The sequence below is a fragment of the Lactococcus sp. FSL K6-0773 genome (genome assembly GCF_038006485.1).
Classification (GTDB): Bacteria; Bacillota; Bacilli; order Lactobacillales; family Streptococcaceae; genus Lactococcus; species Lactococcus lactis.
Genome location: NZ_JBBOVF010000001.1, coordinates 1,619,312 through 1,639,422, shown reverse-complemented (window position 1 = coordinate 1,639,422; position 20,111 = coordinate 1,619,312). Strand labels below are relative to the sequence as shown.

At 35.5% G+C, this 20,111-nt stretch carries 21 protein-coding genes and 1 pseudogene; 15 read left to right on the top strand and 7 right to left on the bottom strand.

Features of this window, described 5'->3' with window-relative positions:
* Positions 1–69 precede the first annotated feature (69 nt).
* The 6 genes from MHB61_RS07925 (at position 70) to MHB61_RS07900 (ending at position 6,590) form a co-directional block, all read left to right on the top strand.
* A complete protein-coding gene (locus MHB61_RS07925; protein WP_137016417.1) occupies positions 70–1,413 on the top strand; it encodes a bifunctional metallophosphatase/5'-nucleotidase in 1,344 nt (447 codons plus the stop codon).
* A gap of 14 nt (positions 1,414–1,427) precedes the next feature.
* On the top strand, positions 1,428–2,183 hold the full coding sequence (locus tag MHB61_RS07920; RefSeq protein WP_003129753.1) for a YutD family protein: 756 nt from the start codon (positions 1,428–1,430) through the stop codon (positions 2,181–2,183).
* 193 nt (positions 2,184–2,376) lie between these two features.
* Positions 2,377–3,474: a 23S rRNA (adenine(2503)-C(2))-methyltransferase RlmN gene (gene rlmN, locus MHB61_RS07915; protein ID WP_003129754.1), complete on the top strand. Its 1,098-nt coding sequence runs from the start codon at positions 2,377–2,379 to the stop codon at positions 3,472–3,474.
* A gap of 245 nt (positions 3,475–3,719) precedes the next feature.
* The gene (locus MHB61_RS07910; RefSeq protein ID WP_003129755.1) at positions 3,720–4,331 is read left to right on the top strand and encodes a nitroreductase family protein; all 612 of its coding nucleotides are present in this window, start codon (positions 3,720–3,722) and stop codon (positions 4,329–4,331) included.
* Positions 4,332–4,481: 150 nt separating this feature from the next.
* The gene (locus MHB61_RS07905) at positions 4,482–5,462 is read left to right on the top strand and encodes a polyprenyl synthetase family protein (RefSeq protein ID WP_014570351.1); all 981 of its coding nucleotides are present in this window, start codon (positions 4,482–4,484) and stop codon (positions 5,460–5,462) included.
* Between the two features lie 222 nt (positions 5,463–5,684).
* Positions 5,685–6,590: a prenyltransferase gene (locus MHB61_RS07900; RefSeq protein WP_003129757.1), complete on the top strand. Its 906-nt coding sequence runs from the start codon at positions 5,685–5,687 to the stop codon at positions 6,588–6,590.
* Positions 6,591–6,611: 21 nt separating this feature from the next.
* Here MHB61_RS07900 and MHB61_RS07895 read toward each other — a convergent pair whose 3' ends face one another.
* From MHB61_RS07895 to MHB61_RS07880, 4 genes and pseudogenes are all read right to left on the bottom strand, one after another.
* Entirely contained in the window at positions 6,612–7,760 is a 1,149-nt protein-coding gene (locus tag MHB61_RS07895; RefSeq protein WP_003129759.1) for a CPBP family intramembrane glutamic endopeptidase, read from the bottom strand.
* Between the two features lie 280 nt (positions 7,761–8,040).
* Entirely contained in the window at positions 8,041–8,241 is a 201-nt protein-coding gene (locus MHB61_RS07890; RefSeq protein ID WP_003129760.1) for a hypothetical protein, read from the bottom strand.
* Positions 8,228–10,358: pseudogene (feoB, locus tag MHB61_RS07885) on the bottom strand (ferrous iron transport protein B). The gene MHB61_RS07890 and the pseudogene feoB overlap by 14 nt, the downstream one beginning before the upstream one ends.
* 101 nt (positions 10,359–10,459) lie before the next feature.
* Complete coding sequence (locus MHB61_RS07880; protein WP_003129762.1) at positions 10,460–10,918, bottom strand: ferrous iron transport protein A; 459 nt, start codon at positions 10,916–10,918, stop codon at positions 10,460–10,462.
* A 334-nt stretch (positions 10,919–11,252) separates the two neighbouring features.
* On the opposite strand from MHB61_RS07880, the gene msrB reads away from it, so the two are divergent.
* Positions 11,253–11,681, top strand: a complete 429-nt coding sequence (gene msrB, locus MHB61_RS07875) for a peptide-methionine (R)-S-oxide reductase MsrB (protein WP_003129764.1) — start codon at positions 11,253–11,255, stop codon at positions 11,679–11,681.
* A gap of 130 nt (positions 11,682–11,811) precedes the next feature.
* Here the strand turns inward: msrB and MHB61_RS07870 are convergent, their stop codons facing one another.
* The 3 genes from MHB61_RS07870 to rpmB all read right to left on the bottom strand — a co-directional run bounded on the left by MHB61_RS07870 (position 11,812) and on the right by rpmB (position 14,211).
* Complete coding sequence (locus MHB61_RS07870; protein ID WP_003129765.1) at positions 11,812–13,476, bottom strand: DAK2 domain-containing protein; 1,665 nt, start codon at positions 13,474–13,476, stop codon at positions 11,812–11,814.
* A complete protein-coding gene (locus MHB61_RS07865; RefSeq protein WP_025016601.1) occupies positions 13,476–13,838 on the bottom strand; it encodes an Asp23/Gls24 family envelope stress response protein in 363 nt (120 codons plus the stop codon). Before MHB61_RS07865 ends, MHB61_RS07870 begins: the two co-directional genes overlap by 1 nt.
* Before the next feature lie 178 nt (positions 13,839–14,016).
* Positions 14,017–14,211: a 50S ribosomal protein L28 gene (rpmB, locus tag MHB61_RS07860; protein WP_003129776.1), complete on the bottom strand. Its 195-nt coding sequence runs from the start codon at positions 14,209–14,211 to the stop codon at positions 14,017–14,019.
* Between the two features lie 135 nt (positions 14,212–14,346).
* On the opposite strand from rpmB, the gene MHB61_RS07855 reads away from it, so the two are divergent.
* From MHB61_RS07855 to rfbD, 8 genes are all read left to right on the top strand, one after another.
* The gene (locus MHB61_RS07855; RefSeq protein WP_003129777.1) at positions 14,347–15,006 is read left to right on the top strand and encodes a DUF1129 domain-containing protein; all 660 of its coding nucleotides are present in this window, start codon (positions 14,347–14,349) and stop codon (positions 15,004–15,006) included.
* 191 nt (positions 15,007–15,197) lie between these two features.
* Positions 15,198–16,067 carry a glucose-1-phosphate thymidylyltransferase RfbA gene (rfbA, locus tag MHB61_RS07850; RefSeq protein WP_014570352.1) on the top strand — a complete coding sequence of 290 codons (870 nt, stop codon included), beginning with the start codon at positions 15,198–15,200 and terminating at the stop codon, positions 16,065–16,067.
* Positions 16,068–16,114: 47 nt separating this feature from the next.
* Complete coding sequence (locus MHB61_RS07845; RefSeq protein ID WP_137016415.1) at positions 16,115–16,405, top strand: hypothetical protein; 291 nt, start codon at positions 16,115–16,117, stop codon at positions 16,403–16,405.
* Positions 16,406–16,465: 60 nt separating this feature from the next.
* A complete protein-coding gene (locus MHB61_RS07840) occupies positions 16,466–17,059 on the top strand; it encodes a dTDP-4-dehydrorhamnose 3,5-epimerase family protein (protein WP_137016413.1) in 594 nt (197 codons plus the stop codon).
* Positions 17,059–17,313, top strand: a complete 255-nt coding sequence (locus MHB61_RS07835) for a hypothetical protein (protein WP_003129781.1) — start codon at positions 17,059–17,061, stop codon at positions 17,311–17,313. The genes MHB61_RS07840 and MHB61_RS07835 overlap by 1 nt, the downstream gene beginning before the upstream one ends.
* A gap of 41 nt (positions 17,314–17,354) precedes the next feature.
* Positions 17,355–18,407 carry a dTDP-glucose 4,6-dehydratase gene (rfbB, locus tag MHB61_RS07830; protein ID WP_058221440.1) on the top strand — a complete coding sequence of 351 codons (1,053 nt, stop codon included), beginning with the start codon at positions 17,355–17,357 and terminating at the stop codon, positions 18,405–18,407.
* A 256-nt stretch (positions 18,408–18,663) separates the two neighbouring features.
* The gene (locus MHB61_RS07825; RefSeq protein ID WP_003129783.1) at positions 18,664–19,044 is read left to right on the top strand and encodes a VOC family protein; all 381 of its coding nucleotides are present in this window, start codon (positions 18,664–18,666) and stop codon (positions 19,042–19,044) included.
* A 57-nt stretch (positions 19,045–19,101) separates the two neighbouring features.
* Positions 19,102–20,001 carry a dTDP-4-dehydrorhamnose reductase gene (rfbD, locus tag MHB61_RS07820; RefSeq protein WP_014570355.1) on the top strand — a complete coding sequence of 300 codons (900 nt, stop codon included), beginning with the start codon at positions 19,102–19,104 and terminating at the stop codon, positions 19,999–20,001.
* The last annotated feature ends 110 nt before the right edge of the window (positions 20,002–20,111 follow it).

The window sequence follows — 20,111 nt, the reverse complement described above, 5'->3', positions numbered from 1 at the left end:
CGTAATTGTATAAAATAGATTTTTCCCCCTCTATTGTGCTGTATTGGGGTATTATGATAGAATAGTATTATGAATAAACTGCGTATCCTCCATTTGAATGATTTACACTCTCACTTGGAACGTTTCCCTGTGATTGAGCGTTTTTTTGCGGAAAAATCACATGAAGAAGTTGAAAGTTTGTCTTTTGACTTGGGTGACAATGTGGATCGGGTTCATCCTTTGACGGAGGCAACAGAGGGACAATTTAATGTTGAATTGATGAATCGTTTAGATTTGACGGCGGCGACAATAGGTAATAATGAGGGATTAGGACTGACACATGAGATGCTTTCTCATCTCTATGATGAAGCTAATTTTCCTGTTCTCTTGTCAAATTTGGCGACAAATTTTGCACAATCTGAGCCTTTGATAGTCACGACTTCATTTGGCTTACGAATTGGATTAATTGGTTTGACAGCCCCTTATGTTTTTGCTTATCCACAGGCGGGCTGGGAATTGTCAGACCCTTTTGTGGTTTTAGATGAACTTTTACCAAAACTGGATTGTGATTTTACCATTTTGCTTTCTCATTTGGGTAAGAATGTTGATGAGCAAATTGCGAAGGACTATGATGAGATTGACTTGATTATTGGAGCTCATACACATCATTTATTTGAACATGGTGCTCAAGTTAATCAAACCCTTCTTGCAGCTGCTGGACGCTACGGCGAATATGTGGGGCAAATTGATTTAACTTTTAATGAAAATAATCAATTAGTTGATGCACAAATTGAAGCTATAGCAACCAATACGCTTCCTCAAAGGAAATCGGATTTGGTAGAAACCAATGGTTGGGAACTGAGAGGCCATAAACTCTTAGAGGGAACAGTCGTTGCTGATTTACCTAAAGCCTTACCTAATGTTTTTCCGGATTTCAAGGGAAGTCATTATTTGGCAAAAATCTTTGCGGATTATGGAAATACAAAACTTTGTCTCATGAATTCCGGTTTGTTGGTGACAGATGAATTACCAAATCATTTAACTTTAGATGATTTACATGAATTTTTACCCCATTCGATTCGTTTAGTTCGTTTCACATTTACAGGTGAAGAACTTAGACAAGTTTTGCTTGAAATTATGGATGTTTCGGATTTCCTTGCCACCCAAAAAATTCAAGGAATGGGTTTTCGTGGAAAAACATTTGGTTCTCTTATATTTCATGGAATTGAGCCACGCGAAGGTGATTTTTACATAAAAAATTCGGAAAATCAGTCACTTGAAAAAATTTCTGATGAAGAGAGTTATCAAATTGTTTTACCTGACCAATATTTGTTTGCTTGGTATTTCCCTTTATTGAAAAAATTGGGAAAATCAGAAATTTTATTCCCTTATTTCTTACGAGAAATTGTAGCAGAACATTTTAAAAATAAATAGAAATAGAAAAATTAATGGCTAAAGTAATAGACGAAAGTAAGTTAAATTATAATAAATATCCTGGCGAACATGTTATGGCAGTAGGGGAAGTTGTTCAAGTTGGACAACGAACTTTTCATATTGTTCATAATTATCGTGAGGCTTTTGATGCGGAAAAATTAGAACAACGTTTTTCTGATGTTTTAGATAAGTATGATTATATTGTGGGAGATTGGGGATTTGAGCAATTACGTTTGAAGGGTTTTTTCTCAACCAGTCGTAGAAAAATGTTGGCAGACAATAAAATTGATCATCTTGAAGATTATGTCAATGAATATTGTAATTACGGTTGTGCTTATTTTGTTTTACGGCGGATTCGGACAAAAGATGAAGCTTTTGTTTCTGAGAAACTTTTTACCGAAAAAGAGTTGAAGCAAGGATTTGATAAGCCACGTCGTAAGAGAAATCGTAATCGAAATCGGGCGCGTGATGAACAGAAAGTTACTAAAGAAGACAAACGTTCGGAAAATTCATCAGAAGCTCGAAAAGATTTTAAAATTCGTGAAAAATCTACTGACAGAAAACCAAAAGTTACTGACAAAAATAAAAAAGTTTCTGTCAGTAAAAAATCTCAAGAGAGAAAAACAGACAATAAAAAACAAAATCCAGCTAAAGATTCTGATAAAAAATTTACAATGAAAAAACGGAATCCTCGTAAAAAAGTTGAGCAAACAGAGACTAAAAAGCAAGAGAATCAAGGCTTTGTCATTCGTAATCGTAAAAAGGATTGAGGATTTTGTAAAAGTTATTTGACGGTCAGCCAACTTGTCAAAGACTAAAAATTATCGTAGAATTAACATTTATGGACTTCTAAGTGATTTAGTTTTTCATAAATAAATGATAATAATTTAAATTGATTTTATGAGTGTATTCAAGGGATATGAAAAATTGCACGATTAAAATTTGAGATACTTAAGGAAAATAATGACAGAGAATATAATAACAGAAACGCGTCCTTCAATTTATGGATTGACACGTGACCAATTAATTGAATGGGCAATTGAAAATGGAGAAAAGAAATTCCGAGCAACTCAGGTTTGGGATTGGCTTTACCGTAAACGTGTTCAATCTTTTGAAGAAATGAGCAATTTATCAGCTGCTTTTATTGATAAACTTAATGAGCATTTTATTTTGAATACATTAGAACAAGTTGTTGTTCAAGAATCTGCTGACGGAACAGTGAAATATCTATTTATGCTTCCTGACAAGATGATGATTGAAACAGTTTTGATGCGTCAATCTTATGGTTTGTCTGTTTGTGTTACAACTCAAGTAGGTTGTAATATGGGTTGTACTTTCTGTGCTTCTGGGATTTTGAAAAAAGAACGTGATGTGACTGCTGGGGAAATTGTCAGCCAAATCATGCTCGTTCAAAAATACTTTGATGAACGTGGTTTAGATGAACGTGTTTCACACGTGGTAGTTATGGGAATTGGTGAACCTTTTGATAATTACGAACATCTAATGAACTTCTTGCGTGTCATTAATGATGATAATGGACTGGCAATTGGAGCCCGTCACATCACAGTTTCAACTTGTGGATTTATGCCAGCAAAAATTAAAGAATTTGCGCATGAAAATCTACAAATTAATTTAGCAATTTCACTTCATGCTCCAAATAATGAGTTGCGTACTTCATTGATGCGTATTACTCGTAACGCACCACTTGAAAAACTTTTTGAAGCGATTGACTATTACACAGAAACAACCAATCGACGTGTGACTTACGAATATATTATGCTTTCTGGTGAAAATGACAGCCCAGAAATTGCTCAACAATTGGCTGACTTGATAAAACCTAGAAATAAATTGTCTTATGTTAACTTGATTCCATACAATCCAGTTGCAGAACATATTAAATATGAACGTTCAACAAAAGATAATACGGCAAAATTTTATGATGTTTTGAAGAAAAATGGCATTAACTGTGTCGTTCGTCAAGAACATGGAACAGATATTGATGCAGCTTGTGGACAATTACGTTCAAAACAAATTAAGAAAAATAAGGCCAAATTAGCCTAATATAAAAACTGCTGACCAGGCAGTTTTTTTATTTCCACTTTTGTCAGTAAAATATTTCGGAAATAACCTATATTTAATAAAAAAAATAAATATAATGAATAAATATGCTATGCAAAAGTGACAAAAATTTGCTAAAATATAAACAAAGAAAAAACGGGTGTCTGCTCTACTAGACTTAGAAATTGATGCAAACAATTTCAGAGAAACTATTCAGCTACATCTCATAAGAGGAATAGAGGAGTATCATGGATTACGTAAAGCTCAATAAATCACGACACAAAGTAAAAAACTTTGACGGTAAAAAAATTCCCACAGTGGATGTTAAACAAATTATTTCTGCAGCAAGTTTAGCTCCTTCTGCCCACAATATTCAAAGTTGGCATTTTGTCATTGTAGAATCAGAAGAAAAACGGGAAGCATTACTTTCTGAAGTTGATCCTGGCAATCACGAACAAATCAAACAAGCTGGTGCAGTCATCGTCCTCTTTAGCGATACAGATTTAGTTGAACGTTCTCGTGATATTGCTAGATTAGGAGCTGGAGAGTTGGACGATGAACAACTTCTGCGCTTCAATAGTCGTTATCCACAAATGTATGAAGGATTTGAAGAACTTCATGAAAGTAATTATCTTTCTATCAATATTGGTTTGGTTACAATGAATCTTGTTTTGGCTATTAAAAATTACGGTTATGAAAGCAACATCATCATGGGCTTTAATCGAACTCAAAAAGTGAATGAACTTTTAGAAGTTGAAAAACGTTATCGCCCAGAACTAATTATTCCGCTTGGAAATTCAGAAGACAAAGGAAAACCAAGTTACCGCCTACCTCAAAGTCAAATTATGGAAATTCGATAAAAAAAGGAGTTCATCTGAACTTCTTTTTACTTATGAAAAAAAGCCATTATGTTCGCAACATTGGGTCTATTTTGCTAAAATGGAGTAAGATATTTGATAAGTCATTATCAAAAGAAATGAATGAATTATCGAGAGGAAAGAGAAAAAACATTGCTCACATTTTGGCAGGATTATCCCGAAATTCAGAATAAATTAAAGGATGTTCAAGCGCTCATGATTGAGCGTTTAAAAATTAATAATCAAGAGATAGAAGCAGCACTAGAGAAATTTGCATCACGTGGCGGGAAAATGGTTCGTCCTGCGCTTTTTTTGCTGTTCGCTGGGATTGTCCCTAATGGCTCTAAAGATGAAGAGAAGCTCATTAAAATCGCTGCATCATTAGAGATGCTTCATTCAGCAACATTGATTCACGATGATATTATCGACGACTCTCCTTTAAGACGTGGTTTACCGTCAATAGAGTCACAATTTGGCAAAGATGTAGCTGTTTATGCTGGAGATTTTGTTTATACTGTTTATTTTGAATTATTGATTGAAACCATGAATGGGACAAGTTTTGTCGCTAAAAATGCTCAATCAATGAAAAAAATTCTTCAGGGTGAATTGACTCAAATGCAATCTGCTTTTGACAAAAATAATACAGCGAGACGCTATATGAAAGCAATTAGTGGAAAAACAGCTGAATTACTGAGTCTTAGCTGTTTAGAAGGCGTTTATTTTGCTGGTGGGGATAAAAAATTACAACATTCTGCCCGTAAAATTGGTCGAGCAATTGGTCTTGCTTTTCAAGTTTATGATGACATTTTAAATTTTACAGTAGGACTTGATGAAGCTGATAAACCTATTTTGACAGATTTCCGTCAAGGGATTTATACATTACCTTTACTCTTGGCTCGTGAAGTAAATGATGAAGCGATTGCTCCTTATTTAGAAGCGCCAGAAAATTTGTCAAGACAAGAATGTTTAGATTTAGCAGAATTAGTGACAGAATCAGGTGGGATAGCAGGAGCGCTCCTTGTTGCTGGAAGATTAACAGAACTGGCTTTGAATGAAATTCGGAAATTACCAGAGTCGACAAATCGGCAGATTTTAGAAGAAGCAACACAAATTTTATTGGAAAGAAATTATTGAAAACCTGTCACTGACAGGCTTTTTCATAGAAAATTGTACTGACAGCTATTAGAAAATTTTTCTGTCATTAACTTTTTTATCTCAAAATTTCTGTCAGTAACTTTTGAGATAAAGCTTTTAAAGCTAGTATTTCTCTAGTTTGATTTTAAAAGTTTTGATTTAAAATGTGATAAAATAAGAAATAGTTTTTATAGACGAATTGATAAATAAAAAGAGGAAATAATGAATTTTAAAATATTTGCTGAACTAATTGAATTGAAAGCTAAAACTGCTTCAATTTTTCCATTTTTACTAGGGCTTGCTTACTCGCTTTATCATTATCAGTCAGTCAATTTGTCAGCACTTGCCATTTATTTTGTGGCAATGTTTATGTTCAACTGTTTTGTTGATATTTGGGACAACTATAATGATTATCATAAAGCAGTAGATACAGATGATTATCAAAAAAATACAAATATTATCGGACGCGAGAACTTATCAATGGGACTCATCAAAAGTTTATTGGCCTTTTTCTTTTTTGGTAGTCTGATTTTAGGAATTATTGTCGCTTTAATGACTGGTTGGGCAGTCTTTTGGTTGGGACTACTCTGCTATGCTGTTGGAGTTTTCTATGCTGGCGGGCCAAAACCACTCTCATCACTTCCACTTGGGGAACTTTTATCAGGTTTGACAATGGGTTATGTCATTTTTCTGATTTGCCTTTATATCAATAGTTCTCAGAATTTTGTTTGGTCATTTGCGAATCTGGCAACAACTTTCTTGATTGCTTTACCTAATACATTATTGATTGCAAATCTGATGTTAGCCAATAACACCTGCGATTTAGAAGAAGATGAAGCCAATCACCGCTACACAATCGTGCATTATATTGGGAAAAAGGCAGCACTTATTTGGTGGACTACAGCTTTAATTTTGGCTTTTGTTGCCATTGTTGTTGCAGTAATTTTAGGATTACTTTCTCCAATTATGCTTTTAATTCTGTTAATTGCACCATTGATGATAAAATTTGCTCGACCATATTTGCAAAAACAAGTAAAAAAAGAAACATTTATTTCATCAGTTAAAATCTTAATGGTTTTTCAACTTGTACAAGTCCTACTATTCTTTGTTAGTTTAATTAAATTTTAAAAAAGAAAAACTCCAAATGAATTAATTTGGAGTTTTATTATTGATTGTTTTAGATTGATTTGTTTTTTCAGTTAGTGGTCTTGCACCATTAACCAGAGCGATTAAAGCAAAGACTGGACCACCGATATAAGGAAGTAATAACCAGCAAAGATTTCCTAAGTGGAAATCAAAGAAAACAATTAAAAAGATATATAGGGCGATTCCTAGAAGAAATAAAAGATAAATAGGTAATGCTTTATTTGCAATTTCTGCCCGACTGCCAGCACTAGTAGATATTTTTGAAAAAAGGAGCATCGTTGGTAAAATCAAAATGCCATAAATCATTGAAACTAGGGCAAAAATTCTACGGAAAGTTGAACTTTGAGCAAGAGTAGGTAACTTACGGGCCGTAAGTTGTGGACTACGTTCTTGAATGGCGGCAATGAATTTTTCTCTTTGAGTCCAACCCGTGTAAAATAATGCGAAAGCGAGTGTACCAAAAATAAACCATTCGTAGAGAATTGTCAGAGGGTTGGTTTGTTGTGAAGATAAACTACCCGAACTGGCCATGATTGCCATGAAATCATTCATGGCATGTACCACAATCGCAAAAATCAAATTGCTTGTTTTCATGTAAACCACAGCTGCGAAAAGTCCAAAAGCCATAACTCCAAGAACTTGAATGATAGTATTTCCTAAAGGTTGATTACGAATATTGACCAAATGCATGAGTCCAAATAGTATACTTGAAATAAATAAAGGAACAATAATCTTATCTTTAGAATTTTTAACTAAAATACCAAAAATCAAACCTCTAAAAGAGAGTTCTTCAGCAAAACCAATTAATAAAGTAGCTCCAATGGCTAGAAAAATATACGAAGCGGGGGCATGTTTTCCTATTGCAAGAACTAAACCTACCAAAAACATGACTAAAGGAAGAATGAGCATTCCTAATGCTTTTTTCCAGTTATATCCTTTAAATAACAATTTTTGATGCCAGAAAAAATGATTGAGTAGCAGTAAGATGATGATAATTGGAATTTCTTGAATAATAATAGAGGTTAGTGAAGCAAAATGTCCGAGGCTGCGTAACCAATTGATAAGACCAAGAGCCTTGAGAATAGGATTGAGTGCCAGTAAGTAGGCAAGCCAGACCAAGAAAACACTAAAGACGCTGATGTATTTTTTCATAGAAGACCTTTCTTGAGTTAAAAAATAGTTGTCAGTGAGCCTTTGTGAAAAAACTTTGACAGATTTTGCATAATGTTTCAGTTATATTTTGATTATAGTTATAAATTTTCTTCTTGTCAATTATAAACAAAGGGTAAGTGACAGGCAGATCAAGATTATTAAGTAAAAAGTACTGACAAATTTATCGGTATTCTAAAATATTCAAAATAAGCTTAAAAAAATACTGACAGACTTGTTATGGTAGTAAATTTATCCATAATAAATCTGTCAGTAACTTTTTTTAATTACAACAATCATGTTTAACATCTGTTTTTTTAGTTGAATGAGATTCAGCTGAAACGGGTAGAGCCGCCGCTCCCTTGACCGGACAAGTGTTAACATTGCAGTCTTCGCAAGCCCCTTTACTACGAACAGTTTTAAAAATGGCAAATCCAGTAATAATGAGGATGACAGCCAAAATGACAATACTAGCTAAGTTCATAATTAAGACCTTTCCCTTTTCTGAAAATGAAATATAAACCAACCGACAATACAATTAATGCTAATAAACTAAAAACATCAAAGTTTTGTGAGCTAAACAAACTACCCAATTGATAAATAATGAAGCTCATGCTATAAGCAACTAAAGTTTGAAAACCAACCGCTCGTAAAGTCCAACGAACATCGCCCATTTCTTTATAAATTGTTGAGATTGCAGCAACACATGGCGCGCAAAGCAGATTGAAAACAAGGAGAGAATAAGCGGAAAGAGGAGTATAAGTGGCTTGAACAGCAGACCAGAGTTGGTGACTGTCAGAAGAATTATGAGCAAACAGGACACCCATTGTTCCGACAATTGTTTCTTTGGCAATTAGTCCAGTAATTGTAGCGACTGTTGCACGCCACTCGCCAAAACCAAGAGGAGCAAAGATAACAGCAACAATTTTACCAACATCAGCAAGAATGGATTGACTTGCATCAACATGTGCCAAGGTCCAATTATAATTTGAAGTGAACCAAATCAAAACATTCATAGCGAAAATGATCGTACCAGCCCGCTTGACGAAAGAAAACGCACGGTCGAAAGCATATTTTAAAACAGTCATCGCATAAGGTAAATGATAGGCAGGAAGTTCCATGATGAAAGCCGAAGTATCACCAGAAAACATCCTTGTTTTTTTCAAAATAATACCGGAGAGAATAATCATGGACATTCCCAAAAAGTAAGCACTAGGAGCAACCCAAGAAGCATGAGGGAAAAAAGCGCCAGAAACTAATGCGATAATAGGGAGTTTGGCAGAACAAGGCATAAAAGTTGTGACCATAATTGTAATTTTTCGGTCACGTTCTTGCTCAATCGTTCTCGTCGCCATAATTCCAGGTACGCCACAGCCAGAAGCAATAAGCATGGGAATAAAAGACTTACCAGAAAGGCCAAATCGTCTAAAAATTCGGTCCATGACAAAGGCTACCCGAGCCATATATCCAGAATCTTCCAGAATTCCTAAAAGTAAAAAGAGCACAAAAATCTGTGGAACAAAACCTAAAATTGCCCCAATTCCGGCAACGACACCATTTAAAACTAAATCTTGAACCCAAGGAGTAACAGCTAAAGCATTCATTCCATTGGCAATTAAATCAGGAAGCCATTGACCAAAGAAGACATCATTGAGCCAATCGGTCGCTGCTGTTCCGACAGTTTGAATAGAAATAAAATAGACCAACCACATGACGAAAACAAAAATAGGAAGTCCCAACCATTTATGGGTAATAATCTGGTCGATTCGATCTGTCAGATTAATTTTACCAGTTTCAGTCTGAGTAACGCAAAGTTGAACAATATGACCAATTAAATCATAACGTTCATTAACGATAATTGATTCACGGTCATCTGCCATTAATTTTTCGGTGATAGAAACAATTTCCTCAATTTCAGCCAGTTGTTTTGCTGATAAGCCAGTTTGAGAATTGTCAGTAGGAACTTGCTGACTTAGCGCTTTATCTGTTTCTCCAGCTAATAAAAGTTTGTCGCCTTCGAAAACTTTTATTTGTTCAAAACGATTGGTAAAACCAGTTGCTTTACCAATTTCCGAGAGCGCCCCTTCAAGTCGATGGTCATAATCTAAAGGCTGACTTTCATGACTTTTAAGTGCTACTTTAACAACCTCATCTAAACCTTTATTTTTAATGGCCGAGGTTGTAACAACAGGAATTCCAAGGCTATAAGAAAGTTTTTCAATGTCGATTTTTTTTTCCTTGACCAGCCAAAAGGTCGCTCATATTAAGCGCTAAAACCATAGGGATTCCAAGTTCCATCAGCTGTAAAGTCAAATAAAGTGAACGCTCTAAATTCGTTGAATCCACAATATTAATGAGGGCATCCGGAGGTGTTTTTGTCAAAAAATCTCTGGCAACTTGCTCATCAAGTGAATAAGGAGAAAGAGAGTAAAGACCGGGCAAATCTTGGATACAAATACTTTTATCTTTTCGATAAAATCCAGATTTCTTTTCAACAGTGACCCCCGGCCAATTACCAACTTGCTGATTTGATCCGGTTAGTTGATTAAAAATACTCGTTTTTCCACTATTGGGGTTTCCGAGTAGTGCAATTATTTTCATATTATTAAAATTTCTTCTTAAATTTCGTTAGACTTTGTTAAGTGTTCTAGGACAATTTCTTTACAAAAATAATGATAAAAATAGGTCAACAATTTTGCTTACTATCGTTCAAGAACGACTTTGATTTTTTCAGCATCCGTCTTTCTCAAAGAGAGAGAATAGCCTCGAAGCCTAAGTTCAAGAGGGTCGCCAAGTGGTGCTAATTTTTGCAGATGAACACTTGTTCCTCGCGTAATGCCCATGTCCATCAAGCGGCGTCTGATATCAGACGTTGCGTCAATCATACGAACGACACCAGTTTGGCCAACTTGCAAGTGAGCTAAACCAATGATATCCTCGCTAGAACGTTCTTCTTTTACAAAAATTTGCTCCAAGAATTCAGAACTTAAAGCAAGGCGAGTTTCATCAATTTTAACAATTGCATTCTCACCGTCAGTAGAAATTAGTGTTATTTTTTTATCGGAAATCATGCCTAAATCACGCAGTTTAGCTTGGTTTTTCCCAATAATTTTATGAATATAATAAATTTGCCCAATATGGGTATTGTTAAGAGTTTTCATTTTACCTCCCGGAATCAAATGATTACAGAAAATGTCAAGTACGTTTTACATTTATGATTATATCAAAATTTAAAGTACGATACAAGAATTTTCTGAAAAATAACAGTAACTTTTAATATTTAAGAAATGGAATTCCTAAAATCTTTAAGTACTTTCAATGGAAATCAATAGCGATTTTTGATAGGATGAATCATATCAGATGAGGACTTGTTTTTGACAAAAAGTACTTGTTGGTAACCTAATGTAAAGGTGTCAAGCCCTTTGTCAACCAAGTTTACACTAGTGTCAAAAAGGTTGACAGTCAATGGTCACATGTAGGAAAGGAAAATTGCTGATGGAAAAAGAAGAACTTAAAAAGAAATTAAGCCCACTTGCTTATCGTGTTACCCAAGAAAATGGGACAGAGGCCCCTTTTGCTAATGAGTTTGATGATTTCTTTGAAAAAGGATTGTATGTTGATGTTGTGAGTGGTGAAGCCCTATTTACAAGTTTAGATAAATATCAATCAGGCTGCGGTTGGCCAGCCTTTACACAACCGATTGATAAAGGAGTTGTCAAAGAAAAACGAGATAAATCTCTATTTATGGAACGTACAGAAGTTCGTTCTAGTAATGCTGACAGTCATTTGGGTCATGTTTTTACTGACGGCCCCCTAGATAAGGGAGGCTTGCGTTATTGTATTAATTCTGCCGCTTTGCGTTTCGTTCCTTTTGGCCAATTAGAAGCAGAGGGTTATGGAGAGTACGTAAAATACTTTTCATAATTCTATACACTCAATAAAAAAGTTACTGACAGAAATTTTAATCGATGAAAAATGCTTCTGTCAGTAACTTTTTATAAAGCAAAAGAAAAATTCTGATGTTAAACATCAGAATTTTTTTTATTTCTATATTTTACTCAACTGAGAAGAGATATGGGTAAACCGGTTGTTTTCCTTCGTGGATTTCAACTTCAATTTCAGGATATTTTTTCTCAAGTTCTTTAGCAATTTTGTCAGCATTGGCTTTTTTGCCTTCTTCACCAATATAAATCGCCACAATCTCACTATCTTCATCAATCATTTGGTCAAAGACAGCAAAGATTGCATCATTCATTTTTCGTGTTGAAACAACAATTTTGTTATTCAACATTCCAAGTGTATCTTTTTTATGAATTTCGATACCATCGACATTTGTATCACGAATGGCTGTTGTTACTGAACCAGATTTAACGTCAAGAAGTGCATCAGTCATAGCGGCTTTATTTTCTTCAATTGAACGTGTAGGGTCAAAGCTCAAGAGTGCTGTAAATCCTTGAGGAACAGTGGCAGATTCAATCACTTCAACAGGAATTTCAGCAACTTCAGCAGCAGATTTTGCAGCCATAAAGATATTCTTGTTGTTTGGTAAGATAATTACTTTTTCTGCGTTAACAGCTTCAATAGCAGTCAAAATATCTTCTGTCGAAGGATTCATTGTTTGACCACCAGAAACAACATGATTAACACCCATTTCACGGAAAATATCAGCTAAACCTTCACCAGCAGCAATAGCAATTAAGCCCCAGTCTTTTTTAGAAGTAGAAGTTGAAACATTTGTTGATTTTGCTTCTTTTTCAGCGACTCCTTCATTTTGCAGGCGCATATTGTCAACTTTAACTTTTACAAGACGTCCATATTTAAGTCCTTCTTGCATAACTAAACCAGGATCTTCTGTATGAACGTGGACTTTAACGACTTCCTCATCATCAACAACAAGAAGTGAATTCCCAATTCCTGCAAGATAAGCTTGGAAGTTATCGTGGTCGTAACTTTCACGAGAAGTTGGACCTTTACCGAGTTCAACCATGATTTCTGTACAATAACCAAATTTGATGTCCGCTGTTGAAGCATTGGCAACACTTTCGTGTTCAACATTAACCATACGGTCCATTGCGCCAAGTTCGGCAACAGGTGTTTCTGGTACGAATTCACCATTAAGCGCCATTAAAAAGCCTTCATAGATATAAACCAAACCTTGACCACCAGAGTCAACAACTCCAACTTCTTTAAGAACTGGGAGCATATCAGGAGTCATGGCAAGTGCTTTTTTAGCTCCTTCAAGTGCTGCTTCCATAATTTTAACAGCATCATCAGTTTCGTCAGTTTTTCGTTTTGCTAACTCAGCAGCACCACGAGAAACAGTTAAAATTGTTCCCTCAACAGGTTTCATAACTGCCTTATAGGCTACTTCAACCCCATTTTGAAGTGCAGCTGCAAGATGGATTCCATCAATTTCTTCGTAATCTTTAACATATTGAGCGAAACCACGGAAAAGTTGGCTTAAAATAACACCAGAATTTCCACGAGCTCCCATAAGAAGACCTTTTGAAAGAATTTGAGCCACTTGACCAACAGTATCAGCTGGTTTAGAAGCAACATCTTTTGCCCCATTTGTAATGGTCATGCCCATGTTTGTTCCTGTATCTCCATCGGGAACAGGGAAAACATTAAGCGAGTTAACATATTCGGCTTGTTCGTTCAAACGGCTTGCCGCTGCTTGAACCATTTCTTGAAATTTACTTGCATTAATATTTGACACTAATCTTCAACCACCTTCACATTTTGTACATATACGTTTACGCTACTGGCTGTGATGCCAAGTTGATTTTCGAGATTGAAACGAACACGTTCTTGAATATTTTTTGCAACTTCGCTAATTTTTACACCATAAGAAATGACAACATAAACATCGATAGAAGTTTCGTTGTCAGCAGTTGTAACGACAACTCCTTTAGAATAGTTTTCTTGACGCAAAACACTGCGAACATTATCTTTAACAGCAGATTTACTGGTCATGCCGACTACGCCGAAAATTTCAGTTGTAGATGCACCCACAACCGTTGCAATGACTTCGGTAGCAATATCGACATTCCCGTGTTGGTTGTTGATAGTAACACTCATTTTCATAGCTGTACCGTCGTCAATAATTTACAAATTTTTGTAAATAAAGAAAAATTGACTGACAAACGGTACTTTCCTCCATATTATTTAAATATCATTACTCATTTTATCATACTTTTATAAAATAAAAAACCCCGTCAGATGACAGGATATTTTTGTGTTTTGCAAAAAACAAAAATTATACGCGTTCTACGCCTGCTGGCAATTTCTTCAAAGCTTTAGCTGAAGCCCATACAGTTTTGAGTTCACCGTTTTCAAGAATTGTAACTTTTTGAAGATTTGGTTTAACTACACGTTTAGTTTGATTCATCGCGTGTGAACGGTTGTTACTTGAAACAGTCTTACGACCAGTAAAATAACATTCTTTAGACATGATATTTACCTCCCATTAGATTTTTATGTGCTTAAAAACAACATACTTGTTGATTATAACATTTTTCAAATAAAAAAATCAAGCTTTTGACTATTTTTGGCTGTTTTTTTTCACGCTTTCTGATAAAATGAGATTATGGAAAATTTAATCGAAGAACTTACTGCAAAAAATAAAGAATACATTCATTCGGTAACGAAACAACTGATTTTAGTTGGGAAATCAGATGAAGAAGTTAAAGAAATCTTGAATGACATTCTTCCGCAAATTATTGAAGGTCAAAAATCAGGAATTATTGCTCGTAAATTGTTGGGAGCGCCAACTGAATTTGTTGCTCAATATCAACCAAAAGTTGCTGACAGACCTGTCAGTGAAAAAAATGAAAATCCAGTTTTGATGTGGCTTGATAGTAGCCTACTCTTTTTAGGATTTATTTCTCTTTTAAATGGAGTAACCGCACTTATCACTTCTAAAGCTCCGGTTTATGGCTTGATTACAACAATCTTGTCAGCGGCAGTTGCTGGTTTGGTAATGTATATGATGTATCGTTACTTTTATCGTCCTAAAGCGGATAACAGTCGTAGAACTTGGAATTGGAAAGGTTTTGCAGCAACCACTCTGTCAGTTCTCCTTTGGATTGCGGTAACTATCTTCTCTGGCCTTTTGCCAACATCAGTTAATTTGCAACTTCCTGCAATTGCTTTAGTTATTGTTGGTATTATATCCTTTGGAGTTCGTTGGCTCTTGAAACGTCAATTTAACATTCAATCTGCTTTGGTTGCTCAACCAAGAAGATAAAAAAGGAAGTCTCTAATTTTAGAGATTTTTTTATTTATATAGGTAGAATCTTTTCATTAGTGTTGTAAAATAGTGTCAGAAATGCCTATTTATCAACCTTTTATCCCCAAAATGACCACAGAGGGTTGTGTATTGAGAAACATTTTGTGTTATAATGTATATTGATTAATTATGATTATGGAGGTCCTTTGATGAAAGGGATTATTTTAGCAGGAGGGTCTGGAACACGACTTTACCCACTCACACGTGCTGCATCAAAACAATTGATGCCTATTTACGATAAACCAATGATTTATTACCCATTGTCAACTTTGATGTTGGCTGGGATTAAAGACATTTTGATTATCTCGACACCAACAGATACCCCACGTTTTAAAGAGTTACTTCAAGACGGTTCTGAGTTTGGGATTAATCTGCAATATGCGGTACAACCATCACCAGATGGATTGGCTCAAGCCTTTATTATTGGTGAAGAATTTATTGGCGATGATTCAGTTGCGCTTATTTTGGGTGATAATATTTATCACGGACCTGGAATGTCTAAAATGCTCCAAAATGCAGCTGCAAAAGAAAACGGAGCCACTGTTTTTGGTTATCATGTTCCTGATCCAGAACGTTTTGGTGTCGTTGAATTTGATGAAAACATGAATGCTGTTTCTATTGAAGAAAAACCAGAAGAACCTAAATCAAATTATGCAGTAACTGGTTTATACTTCTACGATAATGATGTTATTGAAATTGCCAAAAACATTGAACCTTCACCTCGTGGAGAGCTTGAAATTACTGACGTAAATAAAGCTTATCTTGAACGTGGCGATTTATCAGTTGAATTAATGGGCCGTGGTTTTGCTTGGTTAGATACTGGAACACATGAATCTCTCCTTGAAGCCGCACAATATATTGAAACAGTTCAACGGATGCAAAATATGCAAGTGGCAAACTTGGAAGAAATTGCTTATCGTATGGGTTATATTACAGCTGACGATGTTCTTAAATTGGCTCAACCGCTTAAGAAAAATGAGTATGGTCAATACTTGCTTCGTTTGATTGGAAAAGACTAAAAAGTCATTATTAAAGTAAAGTTGTCAAAGTACAAGAAGGACAATCAATGCTAAAAAATATTTGGGAATGGTTTTTGTGGTTTACTGGTGTGACTGACGCAGGTTGGTCAGCGTGGTGGGGCGGATTTTTCAGCTGTTTGCCACTTTTTGGTGTCTTTGCTGTTGTTTGGCGAAGACTAAAATGTCATGCACCAGGTTATCATCGAATTGGACTTCATCGCACAGCTGATGGACTTTATGTTCTTTGTCGAAAACATCATCCAGATGTACCTAATAACCTAACGCTCGAACACATTCAAAAATCACACGTCAATGCAAAAGCGAAAAAAGATAAGTGACTGAATGAAGTTAGCGTTGTTCTTGAATAAACTTTGAAAATAGTGATTAGAAAGAAAAATATGACTGATAATTTTTTTGAAAAAACATTGGCTGCACGAGAAATCAGCCAAATTCCTGGAATGTTAGAATTTGATATCCCAGTTCATGGTGATAATCGTGGATGGTTTAAAGAAAATTTCCAAAAAGAAAAAATGATGCCACTTGGCTTTCCAAAAAGCTTTTTTGCCGAAGAAAAATTACAAAACAATGTAAGTTTTTCTCGTAAAAATGTTTTGCGTGGACTTCACGCTGAACCTTGGGACAAATACATTTCGGTGGCCGATGGTGGATCTGTTCTTGGATCTTGGGTGGATTTGCGTGAAGGTGAGACTTTCGGAAATGTTTATCAAACCGTAATTGATGCCAGTAAAGGGATTTTTGTTCCGCGCGGTGTTGCTAATGGGTTCCAAGTATTGTCTGATACCGTTTCTTACAGCTATTTGGTTAATGATTACTGGGCACTTGAACTTAAACCTAAATACGCTTTTGTGAATTATGCTGACCCAACTTTGGGAATTAAGTGGGAAGATGTTGAAAATGCTGAAGTTTCTGAAGCTGATAAAAATCATCCATTATTAAAAGATGTAAAAGCTTTGAAGGCTGATGAACTCTAATGTTTGCTTTACATTTACGAACTAAAAAACGTTTAGAATTTTGGCAAGTTGAAAAAAATACTGACAGACCGAGCTGGGCCAATCAGGCATTTACTGACGGGGGCTTTTCTTGGAATGATAAATCGCTGTCAGTAAAAAATGTCGGTGGTTTACTCAAAATGACAGTCCCTATTGGCGATTATTTGGTCTTCAATGGAAAATATTTAAAAGCTGTGCCAAAAGCAAAATTTGTCAGAGAGTATCGAGTGGATTAATTTTCAAGATTTACTAATAAATAATCAAAAAAGGAAAAAACATGACTGAATTTAAAAATATCGTTGTGACAGGTGGAGCAGGATTTATCGGCTCAAACTTTGTACACTATGTTTATAACAATCATCCAGACGTGCATATCACAGTTTTGGATAAATTAACTTATGCAGGAAATGTTAATAACATTAACATGTTATTTGACAGTAGACGTGTCGAACTTGTTGTTGGCGACATTGCAGACCCTGAAATTGTTGATCAAGTAGCTTCTAAAGCAGACGCAATTGTTCACTATGCAGCTGAAAGCCATAATGATAATTCTTTGAAATCTCAAGATGAATTTATCCAAACAAACTTTATCGGAACTTATACGTTGATTCAAGCGGCCCGTAAATACGATTTACGTTTCCACCATGTTTCTACTGATGAAGTTTATGGTGATTTGCCTTATCGTGAAGATTTGCCAGGTCATGGCGAAGGTGAAGGTGAAAAATTTACTGACAAAACACCTTACAATCCATCAAGCCCTTACTCTTCAACTAAAGCGGCTTCTGATTTGATTGTTCGTGCTTGGGTCCGTTCATTTGGGCTTAAAGCAACAATTTCAAACTGCTCAAATAACTACGGACCTTTCCAACACATCGAAAAATTTATTCCTCGTCAAATTACTAATATTCTTTCAGGAATCAAACCAAAACTTTACGGTGATGGTAAAAACGTTCGTGACTGGATTCATACAGAAGACCATTCATCAGGTGTTTGGACAATTTTGACTAAAGGTCGTATGGGTGAAACTTATCTTATCGGTGCAGACGGTGAAAAAAATAACAAAGAAGTTCTTGAAGATATTTTGACTCGTATGGGCAAAGATAAAGACGACTACGATCGTGTGACTGACCGTGCTGGACATGACCTTCGTTATGCGATTGATAATAGTAAATTACGTACAGAACTTGGTTGGGCTCCAAAACATACTGACTTTGAATCTGGTTTACAAGCGACAATCGACTGGTATCGTGAAAACGAAAACTGGTGGAAAGCTGAAAAAGAAGCTGTTGAAGCAAAATATGCTGAAACACAAAAAGTTTTGGATAAATAATTTTTCTGTCAAATTTGACAGGCTTTGTTTGCAAAGCTTGTGAGTATAGAAAGGTATTTTCTGATGAAAAATACTCAGCTGCTAAATGTTGTTTTAGGAATTGTGATGTTTATAGTTGCTATCATTGAGCTCTTTGCGAGAAATAAATTTATTGCGCTGTGCTTGATAGTGGTAGGAGTGGCAAATTTTACGATTGCATATAATTCTAAACAGAAATAACCTCTATCAGTAAATAAGTGCGGGAAAGTGTGGAAATATGATTAATCATATTGGTGGTTTTGCTGTTAAAGACCTTGAACGTTCTATTCAATTTTATGAATCTGTGCTTGCTCCTTTGGGTTATAAACTTCATCATCGCTCCGAAAAATCAGCAAATTTTTCGGACAGTATTTCAACAGATCCTTTTGGTGATTTTGCAATTTATGAAGGACAACCTTTCTCTTTTCATTTAGCTTTCCAAGCCAAATTTAATCAAGAAGTAGATGATTTTAACGAAGCGGCCATAAAGCTTGGTGCTAAAGGATATGGCAGGCCTGGCTATCACAAATATTTTCATGAAAATTATTATGCGGCTTTTATTTATGACCCTGATGGTTATGCTATAGAAGCAGTTTGCCATAATAATCAACCGCACTAGGATTTAACATTTTAAATGACAAATCTCTCAGTAGAAAAATTAAAGATTGGAGAACAAATGATTTTAATAACAGGTGGAAATGGACAACTTGGAACAGAGTTGCGTCATTTACTTGATGAACGTGGCATAGCTTATACAGCAACAGATGCTAGAGAACTCGATATTACTGACGGCGTCGCTGTTGATAAATTCTTTGATGAAAATAAACCTGAACTTGTCTATCATTGTGCGGCTTATACAGCTGTTGATAAAGCTGAAGACGAAGGTCGTGAACTTGATGAAAAAATCAATGTTGATGGAACTAAAAATGTAGCCGAAGCGGCAGCACGTGTTGGGGCAACACTCGTTTATATTTCAACTGACTATGTTTTTGGCGGAACTTTGCCAATTGGCCAAGAGTGGCCGGTTGATGCACCAAAAGCTCCTGAATCTGAATATGGACGGACGAAACATCTTGGTGAAGAAGCAGTTGTGGCTTCTGGTGTAAAACATTACATCATCCGTACTGCTTGGGTTTTTGGTTCTTATGGTCCAAACTTTGTCTTCACAATGCAAAACTTGGCGACACGTTTTCCAGAATTAACTGTTGTTAATGATCAACACGGCAGACCAACTTGGACACGTACGCTTGCTGAATTTATGGTTTATTTGGTTAATGAAAAAGCTGATTTTGGTTTTTATCATCTAACAAACGATGCTGCGCCTGGTGAAGATGTGACTTGGTTTGATTTTGCCAAAGAAATCTTGAAAGACACAGATGTGCTTGTTAAACCTGTGGATTCAAGCAAATTCCCGGCAAAAGCAAAACGTCCATTTAATTCAACAATGAGTCTTGAAAAAGCAAAAGCGACAGGTTTTGTCATTCCAACATGGCAAGAAGCTTTAGCAAATATGCTTGAAAAAGGCGATTTGCGTGAAAATAAAGATGGCGTAAAAGGCGAAATTAACAAAAAATAATGACTCTGTCATTAAAATAAACTAATTGAAAATTCTGTCAGCGACCTGCAAAAGCTCGTCAGTACTGACAGAATTCTCATTTTGAGAGGCTGAAATAATCACTAAATAAA